The sequence below is a fragment of the Patescibacteria group bacterium genome (assembly GCA_041653535.1).
GTDB lineage: Bacteria > Patescibacteriota > Patescibacteriia > JACRDY01 > JACRDY01 > JBAZFH01.
Genome location: JBAZFH010000002.1, coordinates 75,810 through 90,957 on the forward strand (window position 1 = coordinate 75,810; position 15,148 = coordinate 90,957).

The 15,148-nt window shown below is 43.4% G+C and carries 17 protein-coding genes and 1 pseudogene; 10 read left to right on the top strand and 8 right to left on the bottom strand.

Going from position 1 to position 15,148, the window contains the following annotated elements:
• The first annotated feature begins 18 nt into the window (after nucleotides 1-18).
• Nucleotides 19-1,539 carry a YifB family Mg chelatase-like AAA ATPase gene (locus tag WC310_02190; protein ID MFA5358614.1) on the top strand — a complete coding sequence of 507 codons (1,521 nt, stop codon included), beginning with the start codon at nucleotides 19-21 and terminating at the stop codon, nucleotides 1,537-1,539.
• Nucleotides 1,540-1,546: 7 nt separating this feature from the next.
• On the opposite strand, the gene WC310_02195 is transcribed toward WC310_02190, so the two are convergent.
• Nucleotides 1,547-2,293: a helix-turn-helix domain-containing protein gene (locus WC310_02195; protein MFA5358615.1), complete on the bottom strand. Its 747-nt coding sequence runs from the start codon at nucleotides 2,291-2,293 to the stop codon at nucleotides 1,547-1,549.
• 181 nt (nucleotides 2,294-2,474) lie between these two features.
• On the opposite strand from WC310_02195, the gene WC310_02200 reads away from it, so the two are divergent.
• The 8 genes from WC310_02200 (at nucleotide 2,475) to WC310_02235 (ending at nucleotide 6,769) form a co-directional block, all read left to right on the top strand.
• Entirely contained in the window at nucleotides 2,475-3,602 is a 1,128-nt protein-coding gene (locus WC310_02200) for an adenylyltransferase/cytidyltransferase family protein (GenBank protein ID MFA5358616.1), read from the top strand.
• A gap of 87 nt (nucleotides 3,603-3,689) precedes the next feature.
• A complete protein-coding gene (locus WC310_02205; GenBank protein ID MFA5358617.1) occupies nucleotides 3,690-3,956 on the top strand; it encodes a hypothetical protein in 267 nt (88 codons plus the stop codon).
• Nucleotides 3,957-3,998: 42 nt separating this feature from the next.
• Nucleotides 3,999-4,271, top strand: a complete 273-nt coding sequence (locus tag WC310_02210; protein ID MFA5358618.1) for a hypothetical protein — start codon at nucleotides 3,999-4,001, stop codon at nucleotides 4,269-4,271.
• 68 nt (nucleotides 4,272-4,339) lie between these two features.
• Nucleotides 4,340-4,615 carry a hypothetical protein gene (locus WC310_02215; protein ID MFA5358619.1) on the top strand — a complete coding sequence of 92 codons (276 nt, stop codon included), beginning with the start codon at nucleotides 4,340-4,342 and terminating at the stop codon, nucleotides 4,613-4,615.
• Between the two features lie 12 nt (nucleotides 4,616-4,627).
• Complete coding sequence (locus WC310_02220) at nucleotides 4,628-4,897, top strand: hypothetical protein (GenBank protein MFA5358620.1); 270 nt, start codon at nucleotides 4,628-4,630, stop codon at nucleotides 4,895-4,897.
• Nucleotides 4,898-4,956: 59 nt separating this feature from the next.
• Nucleotides 4,957-5,361 (top strand): DUF3307 domain-containing protein, encoded by a 405-nt coding sequence (locus WC310_02225; protein ID MFA5358621.1) that lies wholly within the window; start codon nucleotides 4,957-4,959, stop codon nucleotides 5,359-5,361.
• Nucleotides 5,362-5,370: 9 nt separating this feature from the next.
• Nucleotides 5,371-5,754, top strand: coding sequence for a hypothetical protein (locus WC310_02230; protein ID MFA5358622.1), 384 nt, complete (start codon nucleotides 5,371-5,373; stop codon nucleotides 5,752-5,754).
• Nucleotides 5,755-5,986: 232 nt separating this feature from the next.
• Nucleotides 5,987-6,769, top strand: coding sequence for a hypothetical protein (locus WC310_02235; GenBank protein ID MFA5358623.1), 783 nt, complete (start codon nucleotides 5,987-5,989; stop codon nucleotides 6,767-6,769).
• 112 nt (nucleotides 6,770-6,881) lie between these two features.
• Here WC310_02235 and lspA read toward each other — a convergent pair whose 3' ends face one another.
• The 3 genes from lspA to WC310_02250 form a co-directional block, all read right to left on the bottom strand.
• On the bottom strand, nucleotides 6,882-7,346 hold the full coding sequence (gene lspA, locus WC310_02240) for a signal peptidase II (GenBank protein MFA5358624.1): 465 nt from the start codon (nucleotides 7,344-7,346) through the stop codon (nucleotides 6,882-6,884).
• Between the two features lie 8 nt (nucleotides 7,347-7,354).
• Entirely contained in the window at nucleotides 7,355-7,717 is a 363-nt protein-coding gene (locus WC310_02245; protein ID MFA5358625.1) for a TraR/DksA C4-type zinc finger protein, read from the bottom strand.
• Nucleotides 7,718-8,394: 677 nt separating this feature from the next.
• Nucleotides 8,395-9,810, bottom strand: a complete 1,416-nt coding sequence (locus WC310_02250; protein ID MFA5358626.1) for a hypothetical protein — start codon at nucleotides 9,808-9,810, stop codon at nucleotides 8,395-8,397.
• A gap of 224 nt (nucleotides 9,811-10,034) precedes the next feature.
• Here WC310_02250 and WC310_02255 point away from each other — a divergent pair, with 224 nt between their 5' ends.
• Nucleotides 10,035-10,835, top strand: a complete 801-nt coding sequence (locus WC310_02255) for an SPFH domain-containing protein (GenBank protein ID MFA5358627.1) — start codon at nucleotides 10,035-10,037, stop codon at nucleotides 10,833-10,835.
• 386 nt (nucleotides 10,836-11,221) lie between these two features.
• Here WC310_02255 and WC310_02260 read toward each other — a convergent pair whose 3' ends face one another.
• The 4 genes and pseudogenes from WC310_02260 to WC310_02275 form a co-directional block, all read right to left on the bottom strand.
• A complete protein-coding gene (locus tag WC310_02260) occupies nucleotides 11,222-13,489 on the bottom strand; it encodes a polyribonucleotide nucleotidyltransferase (protein MFA5358628.1) in 2,268 nt (755 codons plus the stop codon).
• 173 nt (nucleotides 13,490-13,662) lie between these two features.
• Entirely contained in the window at nucleotides 13,663-14,169 is a 507-nt protein-coding gene (locus tag WC310_02265) for an NYN domain-containing protein (protein ID MFA5358629.1), read from the bottom strand.
• Nucleotides 14,170-14,406: 237 nt separating this feature from the next.
• Nucleotides 14,407-14,667 (bottom strand): annotated as a pseudogene (gene rpsO / locus WC310_02270) (30S ribosomal protein S15).
• A 218-nt stretch (nucleotides 14,668-14,885) separates the two neighbouring features.
• Nucleotides 14,886-15,098 carry a hypothetical protein gene (locus WC310_02275; protein MFA5358630.1) on the bottom strand — a complete coding sequence of 71 codons (213 nt, stop codon included), beginning with the start codon at nucleotides 15,096-15,098 and terminating at the stop codon, nucleotides 14,886-14,888.
• Nucleotides 15,099-15,148: the final 50 nt, after the last annotated feature.

Consider the following 15,148-nt stretch of genomic DNA (forward strand, 5'->3'; position numbering starts at 1 on the left):
ATGTAATGTAAGGTGCGTATGCTAGCAACTATTCCCTCCTGTGCCGTTGTAGGACTGGATTGTAAACCTGTAGAAGTCGAGGTAGACCTTAATCTTGGTAAGGGTTATTTTGGCATTGTCGGGTTGCCAGATAAATCAATCAAGGAAGCAGAAGAGCGATTGCGTTCAGCTATTAAAAATTCAGGAATAAAATTTCCCCTCAATAAAAGATTGATTATCAATTTAGCTCCGGCTAGTGTTCCAAAAATGGGGGCGGTTTACGACCTGCCAATGGCCGTAGGAATAATCGTAACCGCGCTTGATTTAAATATTAATTTATCCGATTCGCTTTTTGTCGGCGAGGTGTCCCTGGAAGGAAAAACCAGACATACCGACGGCATATTGCCTATAGCTCTCTATGCTAAAGAAAAATTTTTTAAATATCTTTATCTGCCGAAAGAGGATCTGGCAGAAGCCAATCTGGTCGCGGGAATAGAAATAATGCCGGTGGAAAGCCTGGCTCAACTTATAGACCATTTGCAAGCAAAACAAAAAATATCCGTTCATCGAACCACTGGCATTATTACCACTCCGGAGACAGAGCAATTTTTTTATTTTGATTTTGCCAACGTCCGTGGGCAGCAGCAGGCTAAAAGAGCTTTGGAAATAGCTGCCGCCGGAGGGCATAATGTACTGCTGTCTGGTCCACCTGGGTCAGGCAAAACACTACTTGCCAAAAGCTTGCCATCCATATTACCACCATTGACCATGGAAGAAATCATGGAGGTAACCAAAATTTACAGCGTTGCTTCATTGCTACCGGCTGGCGAACCGATAATTTTTCATCGACCTTTTCGCAGCCCGCATCACTCCAGCTCCGGTGCTTCACTTATCGGCGGCGGTCGGATTCCCAGACCGGGCGAAATATCACTCTCGCATCGTGGCGTACTTTTTCTTGATGAGTTTCCCGAGTTTCCTAAACAAGTATTGGAAAGTCTGCGTCAGCCGCTAGAAGACGGGGTGGTAACTGTCAGTCGTACCGCCAGTACTCTCACTTTTCCGGCGCGTTTTACGCTCGTTGCCTCGCAAAATCCTTGCCCGTGCGGTTTTGCCACTGATTCAGAAAAGCAGTGCGTCTGCACGCCCAATCAGATAAATAATTATCAGCGTCGAGTTTCCGGTCCGATTTTGGACCGAATCGATCTCCATGTTGAAGTACCGCGGGTGGATTTTGAAAAACTTTCTCAAATCACTAATACCGGGGAGTCTTCGCAATACATACGACAAAGAGTGCTCGCGGCAAGAGTTATACAAAGGCAGCGGTTTACCGGCTTGCCGATTATTACCAACTCGGAAATGGGACCAAAACAAATTCAGGAATTTTGTATTCCCGCTGATCAAGGCTTGCAACTACTCAAATCCGCCATGGCTAAATTTCATTTTTCGGCGCGCGGCTACCATCGGATATTAAAAATCGCCAGAACCATTGCTGATTTAGCGGATAGCGAAAGTATAAAAACCGAGCATATCGCCGAGGCGCTACAATATAGGATGAAATAAGGACGGGTTATTTTGACATCTGCCAAAGAAAATCAAAAATACTTTTTACGCTTTTGACTATTAGCGGCTGTTGGATCGAAACTATAAACGGCGGTGTGCCGGAAAAAAGAACCAAAAGATTGTCAATAAGCCAAAGCGAAGCCACGAAATCAATTTGTGCCGGCATTTCTTTAACCGTGATTTGCTGCGCCAGTAATTTTTCCGGACTGATAAGTTTTTTGCTGTCCGCCGGGATAAGGGTTTTTGTTTGGATATTTTTGCGGTTTTTTAGCTCAATCATTATTTTGCCGAAATCATCGGAAAATATTTTTTGGTAGTCGCCCTGGTGAGGAGAGTCGATAGTGTAGATAATACTTTTTTTCTCCAATCCGCTTAGCAATTTTTCGATAAAATTTTTGATGCCTTTTTTTGTGTCAAAAATTCCAGCTGAGGGAAAGTGCGGCTGAGTTCGATAAATTTCCCGTAAAACATTTTCCAGGTTTTGGGCGATAGCGACTTTGTTTTGGAAAATATTTTTTAAAGTTTGCGGTGATTCCGCCCAGTAATAAATTTTTCCTCGATATTGGTTGGTCGAGAGGTAACCGTCATTGGTTAGTTTATTAAGAATTGAAATAACCGTGGTGCGAGCCATGCCGGTTTTTTTGGCGATGATGCTGGCGGGGGCTTCACCTGTCTCAGTGAGCGATAAATAAACCTTGATTTCATTTGGCTTGAAATCCAGGTCTTTTAGGTTGTTATTTAGCTTTTCTTGCATATTTTTATTATTACTGTCGAAAAAGTTCGACAGATTATACTAGCATTATTATCTAAATTTAAATAAAAAGCAACACTTGCTCTAGTTTTCAACAAGTAATTTCTTAGCTATTTTTGTCAAAACGATACGATTTATTCAAGAAAGAACATTGATAATTGAATTATAGAAAAAGGAGGTTGCTATGACTGGGTGCTGGACCGAGGACGAAAAACGGTGTCGCGAACGGTTTCTGCGTGAACAAAGAAGTAGAGAGTTAACTGGATGTCCGGTAGTAGTTTTTCCTGGCACCTTCTCTCCCCCGACTTATGGTCATCTACGAGTGGTGGTCGAAGCGGCGAAGATTTTCCCTCGACTGAAGATTATTTGCTCGGCTAACCCTGACAAAAGCGATCAATGGTTTACTCCGGAAGAAGCGGTAGAGCTGTGGCAGAGCTACAACTTGCCGCCGGAAGTAACGGTAGTGACACTGGCAGAAGAAATGGTGGCGGAAAAAGTCAGCGGCACCAAACGTGAAATCGTTATGGTGCGCGGAATTCGCAACTGCGAAGACTTGGATTACGAAAAAAAAGTAGCGCTTTATAACAAAGAACACTTTGGCATCACTCACCAGCACTACGTGATTCTGACCGACCAAGAGCCGATTTCTTCCACCCGTGTCAGAGAGTTGGCAGAAAATCTGGAGCTCGAAGAACTGTCGCAATTCGTTTCTCCGGTCGTGATAACGGCGCTACTAAAAAAAGTTTTACAGTTGCATGATGTCATCATGGTTGTCGGTCCTCCGGCATCCGGCAAGAGTAAAATGTTGCAGTACATGCACGAAATAGACCGCCGCTTTGTTCACGTTAACACCGATGACTTCAATGTTGTTTTGCGTCCGCTGTTAGCTAAGACTTTTGGCGAGGAGAATATCTCTAAGCTGGCAGTCGATCGACAAAAAGAGCAAGAAGTATCGGAGTTTATCAAGCGACCATGGTTTGATCTACTGCGTCAGGCATTACGGGCGGTGCCAAAAGACAGTGTGGCGATGGTAGAAATCCCTTGGGGTCTTCGTCCCGAAAAAAGAATGTTCCGCTTTTTGGGAAACAAGGTACTCGTAGTTGGCTGTCCAAGTAAGGAGCGCAACGAAGAACTAAACGCTTTGCGCGGTACTTCGCATTTGAGACCGTTTATCCACCTGATTCCGGGCCTGGAAGAGTCAAGGAAGATCGCGGAAGAAAATAACTTGAGTGGTTACGAAGTTATAAATAATGGCGACCTCGAATTTTTGCGAGAGCTGGCAGAATTCACGGCGAAAAAAATCTTGTCCTAGACAAACATGAGGCGGGCGTATTGTAGGGGCAATTCATGAATTGCCCCTACGGGCTCGCCTCTTTTACTAGTATAAAGGAGAAATAAAATGTCCAGAGTACCAGATAGCTCGAATTATTTTGGTTTGGTAGGTGCCCCCGTAGTACCACTGCGAAGACATGGTCGAGAAAAATCCGACGGTCCAATAGTGCTTGCCAGTGAACGACAGTTCGAACAAAATACGTCCGTCGTCGGTAACCAATCTCTTAATGATAAAATGTGGGATACCGTAGACATCACTGAAACCGACCCTTCAGCAGCAGACAAGTATTCTCCTGTTATTCTCTTGCCGGTAAAAATACTGAAAAGCAGATGAGAGATTTAACGTTACTATTTCACTTAAACAAAGGAGGAATAAATGGCACGACAACGACTGATTCCCGATGATTCGAACTACATGGGTTTAGTTGGAACAAACACTTCTCCGCTAAAAAGGATCGGTCGCGTACAGCCAGACGGTCCAACGGTGCTTGTCAGCGAACGACAGTTTGAACAAGATCGTTTTTCTGATGATAGTGATGATATGCCTGAATGGGACACCGAAGACATTACCGAAACTGATCCTTCGGCCATTGGCAAACCTTCTCCTATTTTAGCTTTACCGGTACGTAAGATGACAAAACCCGAATAAATATTTGAGGCAAACGTAAGGTAAAATTTTCAGTTTGCCTCTTTTACTAGCATAAAGGAGAAATAAAAATGGCACGACAATCACGACAACGACGAGTACCTGAAGATCCGAATTACATGGGTCCGATAGGGGGAGCAACAGCGTCTCAAAAAAAACACCCCCGCATGATATTTGAAGGAAAGCACGAGAGTATTGATGAGCGAGATTTTGAAAAAAATCATTCAGTGCTTAACGAAGATAAGCCAATGTGGGTAACAATAGATATTAGCGAAACCGATCCGTCAGTAAAAGACAATCCTTCACCTATCATCGCGCCGCGAGTGCGCCGACTAGACCTTGATTGAAGGGGGGACAAAATGAGAATAATACCTGAATTTGACGATCCAAACTACTGTGGCTGGGTTGGCGCGTGTACCTGCTTTAGGAGATTGCCGCATTCTCGGTGGCACCAGAACCCGAGGGCAGTATTGGTTAGCGAACGCAAGTTTGAACCTCTGCGTGTTCAACAGCGTCGGCGGAAAATGCCTGCGTTTGAAACGGAAGATATTACCGAAACCGACCCTTCGGCGGCCGGTAAGTCTTCACCTATACTCGCGCCAAGAGAGCGTCGGCTGAATTCCGTATAAATATCTATGGGGCGAGAGACGGTCCTTTCGCCCCCAGTTTTCTAAAAAGGAGATTTGCCATGAACGATATCTTTATAAGAATCGTATTAGGGCATCTGGTCGGAGACTATCTGCTGCAAACCAAACATATGGCGTTGCGCAAATCTGATAAAGGCTGGACCGGGGTTAAGCAATGCTTGATTCATTGCTTTATCTACACTGCGACTATTTGCCTTTTTGCTTGGTGGGTAGACCCGCTCTTTATTGTGTTGGTTTTTGTCAGCCACTACCCCATCGACCGCTGGTCACTCGGTGGCGCTTGGTTAAAGATGATCCGTGGACGTACCTTTGTCGCAGCCTATACTTCGACCGACAAATACCGCGAATTTGACGTCGCTTTCACTAGTATTGTCTACACCGTGACCGACAACACCATGCATATCGTTTTGTTGTGGTTGATTGTACGGTTGCTGATTGTCTGCTAGGAGGAAAAAATGGAAAATGACTGTCCTTACCAGTTTCACGAGTTTAGTGTTGGTGATCGAGTGGTATTAACGGATAATATTCTTCTCCAGATGCAAAGGGAAAAAAATGGCGGTGTAACTATTAGCGGTCCAGGTTTGTATGAGGAAAATATTCCTTTTGAACTGGCTAGTCCCGACAATATTTACACGGTGTCGGCAGTAAAAAAAGAAACCCGCGGAGTTTGGGAGTCCACGTTTCAGCTTTGCGAGGAGACTCTGGAGTTCTATGACTTTCTTTTAATAGAGGTCGAGGGATATCCTGGTCGTTTCTTCATGTCATATTTTTTTAAGACGGCACGTAAGACATCCTCCATATCACGACTTTTACGAGTTGTTAGGCGGTCCGGACGGTAAGCGTTAAACATCAACAAAACCCCTGTGCTTCAATAGCATGGGGGTTTTTAAGTATGCAGGAGCTTGGTTTATTTCCTGCATACCGTATATCCCAAAGGGATCGCTTCGCGACTTACCCTTGCATACCTTTTTGTTTGACGGGTTGAATGTATATGTTAAGATATAAAATCATCACGTTAGTTATTTGAAAATTTAAAATATCAGGTGTCAAATTACTTGAAAGGAGGGCGCGATGTTGAGACGAGGGGTTAACCACGTCAATTACTCTGGTGGCGATTTTTCTGAGGGGCGACCGTCAAAAAACAATCTTGTTATCGAAATGTTTGGTTCAGAAGAGGCGTTTCGAGAAGCAGAACGACAGATGATGGCTGACCTCGAAGCGCGAGAAAAAACTGCCAAGGAAAAAAGGCAACATGAACTCTATGGAGATAAGAGGAGTAAAAAGGAAATCGAAAAAGCCAAACAGCAGGAATACCGTCTGGCTGTTCGTTGGCGCATGTTGTCAGGAATACAGGAAGCTGCGCCGGTAGCGGGTTTTGCCGTTGGCGATAAGATCACTCCGTTGCGGGTTGTTGGTCCAACCGAAAGAGTCGAGGAAGACGAACAGATTTGGATTCATCGTCCGTGCATTGATGCTTGGCATGGCCCTATTATGGTCCGATGGCCAGAAGGAGCAGGCTTTTTGCCCACCTCGTTGAAACCGGGCAAAAGCTACACGGTAACCAAGGTGGCGCGTTACGGTTGGTTTAACAAATACGTAGGAGCGGACGCTGATCCTTTTTTTGGAAACCTTCTTCGTAGCTACACTGTTGAAGAGTTTTATTACGTCCAGTTGATTCAGTTGGCAGGTCAGGGAGACAAATGGTATAGCGCGCCGTTTTTCGTTCGCTTTGGTTTATGCGCCGAAGGTCAAGATCCTTTTCCCGCCAAGTTAAACCGTCTTTTCCGAGATGGTCGCGGTGATTGGGTCAAAAAGATTTCGGGCAAACCCATCAAGCAGAAAAAAAAGAAATAATCATCAACAAAACCCCTGTGCTTCAACAGCATGGGGTTTTTTAATTAGTATATAGGTCTTAGTATTTAGCGGTTAGCCAAATACTAGATACCAAGACCTAAATACTTGCTTGTTAATTGCTAGTTCGTTTTTTTATATCGAACTGCTTTAGACAATAGCCCGCGGCGCCGACCACGATCAAGATGTCGGCGATATTGAACACCGGCCAGAAATTAAAATTGATATAATCAATCACTCCCCCGTAAGCCAGCCGGTCGATCAGGTTGGATAGCGCGCCAAGGATGATAATAGTCAAAAAGATAGCTGCAGAAACTTTTTTATTTTGGTATTCTTTGATAGTTATGTAGACGAGAAATAAAATAACCACGCCGGTGATGGCCGAAATAATTTTTTGACTATCGCTGCCAAAAAGGTCGAGACTAAAAGCCATTCTTTCGTTTTGCCAAAACTGTAAGGTGAATATTTTAAAATCCCGAATCACTTCGGGATTTTTTAGCAAATAAAATTTTATTAATCGGTCAAAGGCAAATAGAATGAAAATGACTAGGTTTAAAACGGTAATTCGCAGCGTTTTCATGGCTGATTTCAAGACACTTTAGTTAGGCGATTTTTGCATGATATACATGCGGAAGAAGACGGACGGGCAAGCAGCCTTTTTTCATCAATCGGTTTGCCGCAGTATTTGCAGATACCGTAAGTGCCATCATCGATATGCTTTAACGCTTTTTCAATATCGTGTAAGCTGGCCTGCAAGCTTTCTTCGATCGGAAGGTTATCGCTGTATTCCGCAACTTCAGCGGCATTATCATCTTCTTTGTCGCCGAATTCGGGAAATTTAGAATCAGTGGCGTCTTCATTACCGCCGGTAAAGACCGATAATTCCTTTTCTATTTTTTCTTTGCGTTCCAAAAGGTCGTTTTTTATTTTTTCTAAAGTTTTCTTGTTCATATAAAGATTTGTTTTGTTTACCTCATTATAGCCTAAACAGATACTAAATAGCCAGTGTTCGGCTGGATAGTAGGCGTAATTATCTCAAAACAGCAGCTTTTGTCAATATTGGTTAAAATTTAGACAAAACAAAAAGGCGCAAGCTATAACCCAAATTTGTATTAATACATGGTTGCCGCGCCTTATGCGCTCGGGAAACACTTTATGGTCGTCCGTCACTTATTGGCAACATTGGTTACCCGCAAGTGGTGGACGACTCATAAATAGACTTTTTGCCCGAACAATGATGATTTTTCAAAACGTTTTTTGCCCCTGAAAACGTTACCGATTCACCGGATCTTGGTAAATAGTGGATTTAGCACTTCTACCATTTTGCTTTTTGTTTTTTGTTGGGTAAGGGAGCTTCTTACCGGTTTAAATAAGATCGAGTAAATTGGTGCATAGATAACGGAAGTTATCTACACATGTATTATACCATATATTTTAAACCACATCAATTTACGCAAGTGTTGTTTTTTGTTTAAGTTTAGATGAAAAAAAATGTGGATATTTACGTATTTTTTATTTTCTGTTCTTTTTTACTTTAAATTTTAATCAAGATGTTAACAGGATATCCACAAATAATGAAAAAATGTGGATAAAGATTGATTTAAAAATTTATTTAATTTTAAATAAAACTATTTTAGACAGCCAGATATACCATAATCGGTCATTTTGAATGCCGAAATACTAAAAACTTCCCTATATCTAGCCAAAAAATTATTAGCCATGGTTTCTTGGAAGTTAAAAAACATTTGTGGATTAGCAATCTTCTGGCAAAAAGAGGTTAAATTAATGTTTTTTTCGCCGTTTATTAGCTGTTTAGTGGCGTCGAGCGATGTTGAGAGAATCAAGACGTCATCAATCTGCCCAAAAATAATTTTTAGTTTTGGCGCCTCTAGGTATTTTAGTTCGTATTTTCCGATTATTTCCGTTTTGGCGTCAAATCTTTTGGGATTAGCTACTAACTCGGTGTATATTGATTTATCCGGTAGCGACCTTTTTACTTTTTCGGGATACTGGTGGGCGAGGATGTTTTGTAGAATCCTATTAACGGTTTCCAGCGAGTTTTTGTCTTTGTTTTTTATGATAAAAGTATAAAACAGCTTGTTATCTTCTTTGGTAATAATGATTTGTGTTTGATTGTCCAAATATTTTTCTATTTCCGGAAAAGAAAACCGAAAAGTTTGTTCATATGCTTGCCAGGTGCTGAATAGGTCTAAAAATTCTTTTGGTGAAAATTTTTGTAGCTGAACGGAAAAAAGACGGGAAAAATTCAAAAAATTTTCAGCGGCAATAGAAAAAGTTGTACTTGGCGGCAATTTTTTGGTGATTAGGTTGGCGCCTTTACCAAAATCGATACTTGATTTAATGTTAAAGTTAAAATTTTTATCTGCCGATATGTAAAAAGCTTTTATGTCGTTGTTTTTGAGGTAGTTTTGTAAAAGGGAAGAAAATATGGGAAAAGAAAGGTTTTTTTGTAATATTTCAGGGCGTAAAAAAATTTTTAACAAACCACGATCGTAAGCAGATAGCCAGCGATTGTTTTTAACGATCGACTGTTGTCGCTTGATTATGGTCGGGGCAGGAGCAGAGGTGTCCAGAGGGGCGATCAAATAGCGGCTGCCGGCGAATATTATTGTTTTTTGTCCGGAAATAATATTTTTTATTTCTTTTGGTTTTAGTATTTTGATAACAAAATACCAATTATCGTCTTTGTTTAAATAAAGTCCGATTTCCCGGTCAATGTGGTTTTTGACAACAGAGATGTCAAAAGGCGGTAGTCCAGACATTCTTTCATCAATATCATCAAAAAATATACTGAAAAATTTTTCCGCCGGCGTACCGCTTTGTTCCAGGGGTAAATAGTTAAGATGTATATATATTTGCGCGTCAGCGGGGACAAATTGCGCTAGGTTGTCACCATTACGATTGCGACTGATAGCTAAAAATAAAATCCCGCTGAATATTATAATGATGGCGAGTAAAAATAAGATTGTTGCCAGGTGGCGAGGGCGGATGAGTTTGAGTTTTGCGAGTAGACGCTGGATCATGGTTTGATTATAACAAATAACAGGGTAATAGAGTAACGGGGGCAACTATAGAAATATAAAAGACACATAAATTGAGGCTCAGTATTGACAAAAAAATGTGTTTATATTAAGCTGCGACGATGCCTTTTGAAAATTGAATATAGAGTAGAAAATAATGTTTTGTTAAAGGTTCGGGAAAGTGAACAGAGCCAATTTTTGGCTCGCTAAACCAAGGGAGACTTGAGATGAAGATGAAAATGGCGTTCTTTTTTTGTGTGGTTATTTTCGTCGTGTCGTTGATCGGTTGCACGGTCGCTCCTAAAGCCTGCGAGGAAGCGGTGCTTGTCAAACAGCCGTGGATTTTCGGCTCCGGTGGTATCGACCCGACGCCCGTTAAAACCGGTCTGAAATACGTGGCGCCGAGCACTCACGCGGTGATCGTTTCGACGTCGCCGCAGCAGTTTGCCATTCATTTTGACGATTTGATGTCAAGTGATGGCGTTCCGCTGGATTTCGATAGCGTGATCCGGCTCCAGGTTCTGGATTCGGTTAGTCTGGTCAAAAACTTCGGCGCCGACTGGTATAAGTTGAACGTCGAGAAGGAATTTATGAATCGAGTTCGGCAGGCCGTGCGTAAGCATGGCATGAACGAGACGGCCATCAATACCGTTGCCATCGACGCTATCGACGCGGAGGTGTCGGAGGAGATGACCAAGTATCTAAAAGAGAAGACTGTTCCGGTCGCCCTTATCGGAGTGACGATTGGAAAGGCGAATCCTCCCGACGCGATCAAATCGCAACGGATCGCGACTGCTGAGCAACAGCAGCGTATCCTGACCGAACAACAACGGAAGCTGGCGGAAGACCAACGCAAGCTGGCGGAAAAGTCCCGCGCTGCCGCCGATAACGCTTATCGGGAAGACATGTCGTTGTCTCCTGATCAATTTCTGCGTCTTGAAAGCATCAAGATGCAGCGTGAAGTTTGTTCCGGCGGCAAATGCACGTTTCTTTATGGCGGCGCATCCGCCGTCTATGACGTGAAATAATTTTTTTCAGCACCAAAAACCCCGTACAAAGATGTACGGGGTTTTTTATAACCTTTTGCCCTGCGCGGGCGGCGGATACTTTCTGCAAACAGAAAGTATCAAAAGATTTTCTGGGGTGGCATAAGCCCGAGTTTTATAGCACCTTACGGTTCTCTAAACCCGCCTCGTCCGCCGCGGCGGACTTCGGCTCGGGGCAACGCCACCCCAGAACCCCCGAGGTTTAGCATTTTATCTTTTTAAAAATAAAGTCAAAAGTATTCCCGTGTAGTCCGCGGTGTTACTGGCGTTTTTCTAAATACTATATACCAGCCCCTATATACTCAACCGTGGTTAGAAAACAAAAACGTCCCGTTATAAACAGGACGTTTTTTATTTAAGGGTAAAGTTTAGAATCTTGGTTTGCGAGGACCACCACGATGAGGACCGTTGTTACGACCGTGGTTATTGTCACGCTCTCCGCCAGCCGCGCGTGGATCGTCTTTGTAGTTTGGATCCAGTCGTTTTATCGAGAGATTAATTCTACCTTGATCGTCAATTTCTTTGACAATTACTTTGACCTTGTCGCCGATATTTACCACATCGGTAACTTTTTCAGTCCGACCGGCTGCTAGCTCGGAAATATGCACTAGACCGTCTTGCTTTGGTAGGATTTCAACAAAGGCGCCAAAGTCCATTATTCGAACAACAGTACCTTCGTAAACTTCGCCGGCTTGGACTTCTTTGACGATATTATTGATCCAATCAACGGCTTGTTTTACTTTTTCCTGATCAATACCTGTTACCATCACTAGACCGGTTTGTTCGATGTCGATTTGTACGCCAGTGGCGTCAATGATTTCATTAATCACCTTGCCGCCAGGTCCGATAACTTCGCGAATCTTATCAACTTTGATATAAAAGGAAACGATACGTGGAGCATAAGGTGACATTTCTGCTCGTGGAGTCGGAATTACTCGTTCCATGACATCGAGGATTTTTTCGCGACCGGCTTTGGCGCGAGATAAAGCTTGTTCGATAATATCTAGATCAAGACCGTCGGTTTTAGTATCCATCTGGACGGCGGTAATACCGTCGCGAGTGCCGGTAACTTTGAAATCCATACCGCCAGCTCCGTCTTCTAGATCTTGTAGATCGGTCAGTAGTTTATATTTGCCACTGCCATCGCTAGCTAGACCAATAGCCACACCGGCGACGTGCTTTTTGATCGGCACGCCGGCGTCCATTAGTGCCAGAGACGATCCGCAGGTTGATCCCATAGAGGACGAACCGTTGGAACTCATAACTTCAGAGACTACGCGAATAGTGTAAGGGAAATCTTCCTTGGCCGGTAGGACCGGGATCAAGGCTTTTTCCGCTAAAGCGCCGTGACCAATAGCGCGTCGGCCAACAGAGCCCATGCGGCCAGTTTCGCCATAGCTATATGGAGCATCGTTGTAATGATGCATGTAGCGTTTTTTGCCGTCTTCTTCCATTGAGTCGAGAGTCTGTTCATCTCCAGGTGAACCAAGAGTCACGGTAGAAAGGATTTGAGTCTCGCCGCGATTGAACAGCGCTGAGCCGTGAGTGCGCGGGAGCAGACCGACCTCGCAAGCCAGCGGGCGGATTTCATCAAGTTTACGTCCGTCGACACGTTGGTCGTTTTCCAGTATCGCTTTAGTAATTTGCACTTCGATAAATTTATCAAAATCTTTCAGGACCTTTTTACGGTTCTCTTTGCTCACTTGCTTTTCTAGCAGCATCGCTTCTACCTTTTCTTTTAACTCATCTAGGACGATATGGCGTTCTCTTTTAGTTCCTTTTGGGGTGTTAAAAAGATACTGGTCAAGGTTTTGCAAGATAAAGGTGTGGGTCTCAGCTTCGATTTCTTCATAAGCTTTTTCCGCTTCCACGGCTTCTGTCGGAGTTTCTTCTTCGGGAAATTCAGCTTCGGCTTTTTCTTCGATTACTTCGGTCATTGAGATTTTTTCCTTACCTACCGCGGCGCGAATTTCTTCTATGAATTCAATTAATTTTTTGCCGTGTTTCATGCCAAAGGCAACGGCGTTATAAAAGTCAGATTCGCTGATTTCGTTGGCCGCGGCTTCAAACATCATTACTTTTTCTTTGGTCATAGAAAAAGCGATATCGCAAACGGATTTTTCTCTGGCGGTATAAGTCGGGTTGAGTACCCATTCGCCGTTGATTTGTCCGACACGGATACCTGCTAGCGGTCCGTTCCATGGGATATTGGAAATGTGCAGGGCAATCGACGCGGCGATCATGCCAACGACATCGGGATCGTTTTCACCATCAACGGAAAGCGCGGTGAGTATCACTTGGACTTCATTGCGCAACTGTTCCGGAAAAAGCGGGCGCATACCGCGATCGATCATACGACCGGAGAGTACGGCTTCGTCGGTTGGTCTGCCTTCGCGTTTGATAAAGCGGCTGCCTTTGATTTTGCCGGCAGCGTACATTTTTTCTTCATAATCAACCATGAGCGGGAAGTAATCTATTCCCTCTCGCGGTTCCGGTGACATAACGGCCGTAGCCAAAATAACCGTATCTCCGTATTGGACGGTACAGCTGGCATTGGTGTGTAGGGCTAGTTTCCCTACTTCTACTGTGAGTTTTTGGCCGGCAAACTCTGTAGAGAAGTTTTTCACTTCTGACATATTTAGTTTGTTTAGCCCGGCCGCAGATTATTGTTACGTGGCTGACTACAAAAATAGTCAGGTCATCTAACAACAATGTTATTGGCCGGATTGTTTAATTGGTAGCGGGTAGTGAGTAGCGAGTACAGAGCAGATATTTTTACTCACTACTCGCTACCCACTACTCGTTGATATTACCTTTTTCCGATCAAATATTTCCGTGGGTTGTCGTCCAGGTTGATAAAGTCATCAGCCGCTTCAATCAGTTTAGCCGAAGTGGTTTTGCCGAAAGCGACAACTTCCACCATGCAGCCTTTATTTTCCTGGAGATATTTTACCATCGGGATAAAATCTCCGTCGCCACAGACCAGAATGATCGAATCCAGTTTGTCGGCAAGTTTGATAGCGTCAACAGCGATGCCGACATCCCAGTCGGCTTTTTTGACTCCGGAAAAAAATATTTGCAAATCTTTGCTTTTTACTTCAAAACCTTGCTTGTCCAGCGCGCCAAAAAATCCAGACTCTTCTTTGCTTTTTGATTCAATGACATAAGCGATAGCACGAATTAATTTGCGTTCGCCAATAGCCGTTTTGAGTATTTCTTTGAAATTAACATTGGCGTGATAAAGGTTTTTTGCCGAGTGATACATGTTTTGCGTATCAACCAGCACGCCGACTCTTTGATCTTTATGTTTTATCATAAAACGTGAATTTTAAATTGGTTCTAAGTTATAAATTTTTGAAACTGACTTTGAAAAAAAGACTAGTTAAAAAATGAGCTAAAAATCAGAAAAGCCCGGAGCCGGGCTTTCCATAAAATATATAGATTAAGGAGCGTCTTCTTTGACCGGCTCAACCGCTTCTTCCAGCTCTTCAACCGGTAAACCGAGTTCGTCTTCTTCAGCCTTTCTATTTTCCTCGGCGATTTCTTTACTTACTTTGATTTTTAGAGCTTTAACTAACTTTTCCCATTCTTCCAGATTTTCCTTCCGTAGATATTTGAGAAGTTTCTTACGTTCGTTTACTTTTTTGATCAAACCGCGCCGAGACGAATAGTCATGTTTATGATCTTTGAGGTGACCAGTGAGTTCTTTGATTTCTTCGGTCAAGATAGCAATCTGAACCTGCGAAGAACCGGTGTCACTGGCGTGAGTGCGATACTTGGCGATAATTCTGTCCTTTTTTTGTTTGGTTAGCATAAATCCTTGGTTTTGGCGCGCCGCCGAGTAGAGGGTTGCAAGTCCCGAAAACCCAGTCAGCCGTCTATTAATTAAGTAATAGAACAATATCATAGGATACAGGTTCAGTCAAGACGGACGTCGGGAGGAGTATTATTAGCTATTTAGATTCGCAGACTTGCTATAGATACGAAAAACGCCATACGGATTTTATCCGGTGGCGTTAAAATTGGTTGTGTTTACTTTTCGCCCGCTTGGTTCGTAGCCGCCATTTCTTCGATTTTAATCCTGATAAGATCGGGCATCGGTTTGGACGGTATTTTCCCGGCGGCGGCTTGGGCTACTTGCCATTCGTCCGGGCTCATCACGTCGACCTGGTTGCTGTTATCGAGCAGAACGTCTTCCAGAAGATTTTTTAGTGGATGGTCGGGTTTCTGTCCTTTTTTTGGCATTGGCACCTCCTTTTGCGAGTATTGGCTATATTGTTAGATTATGTCGTTTT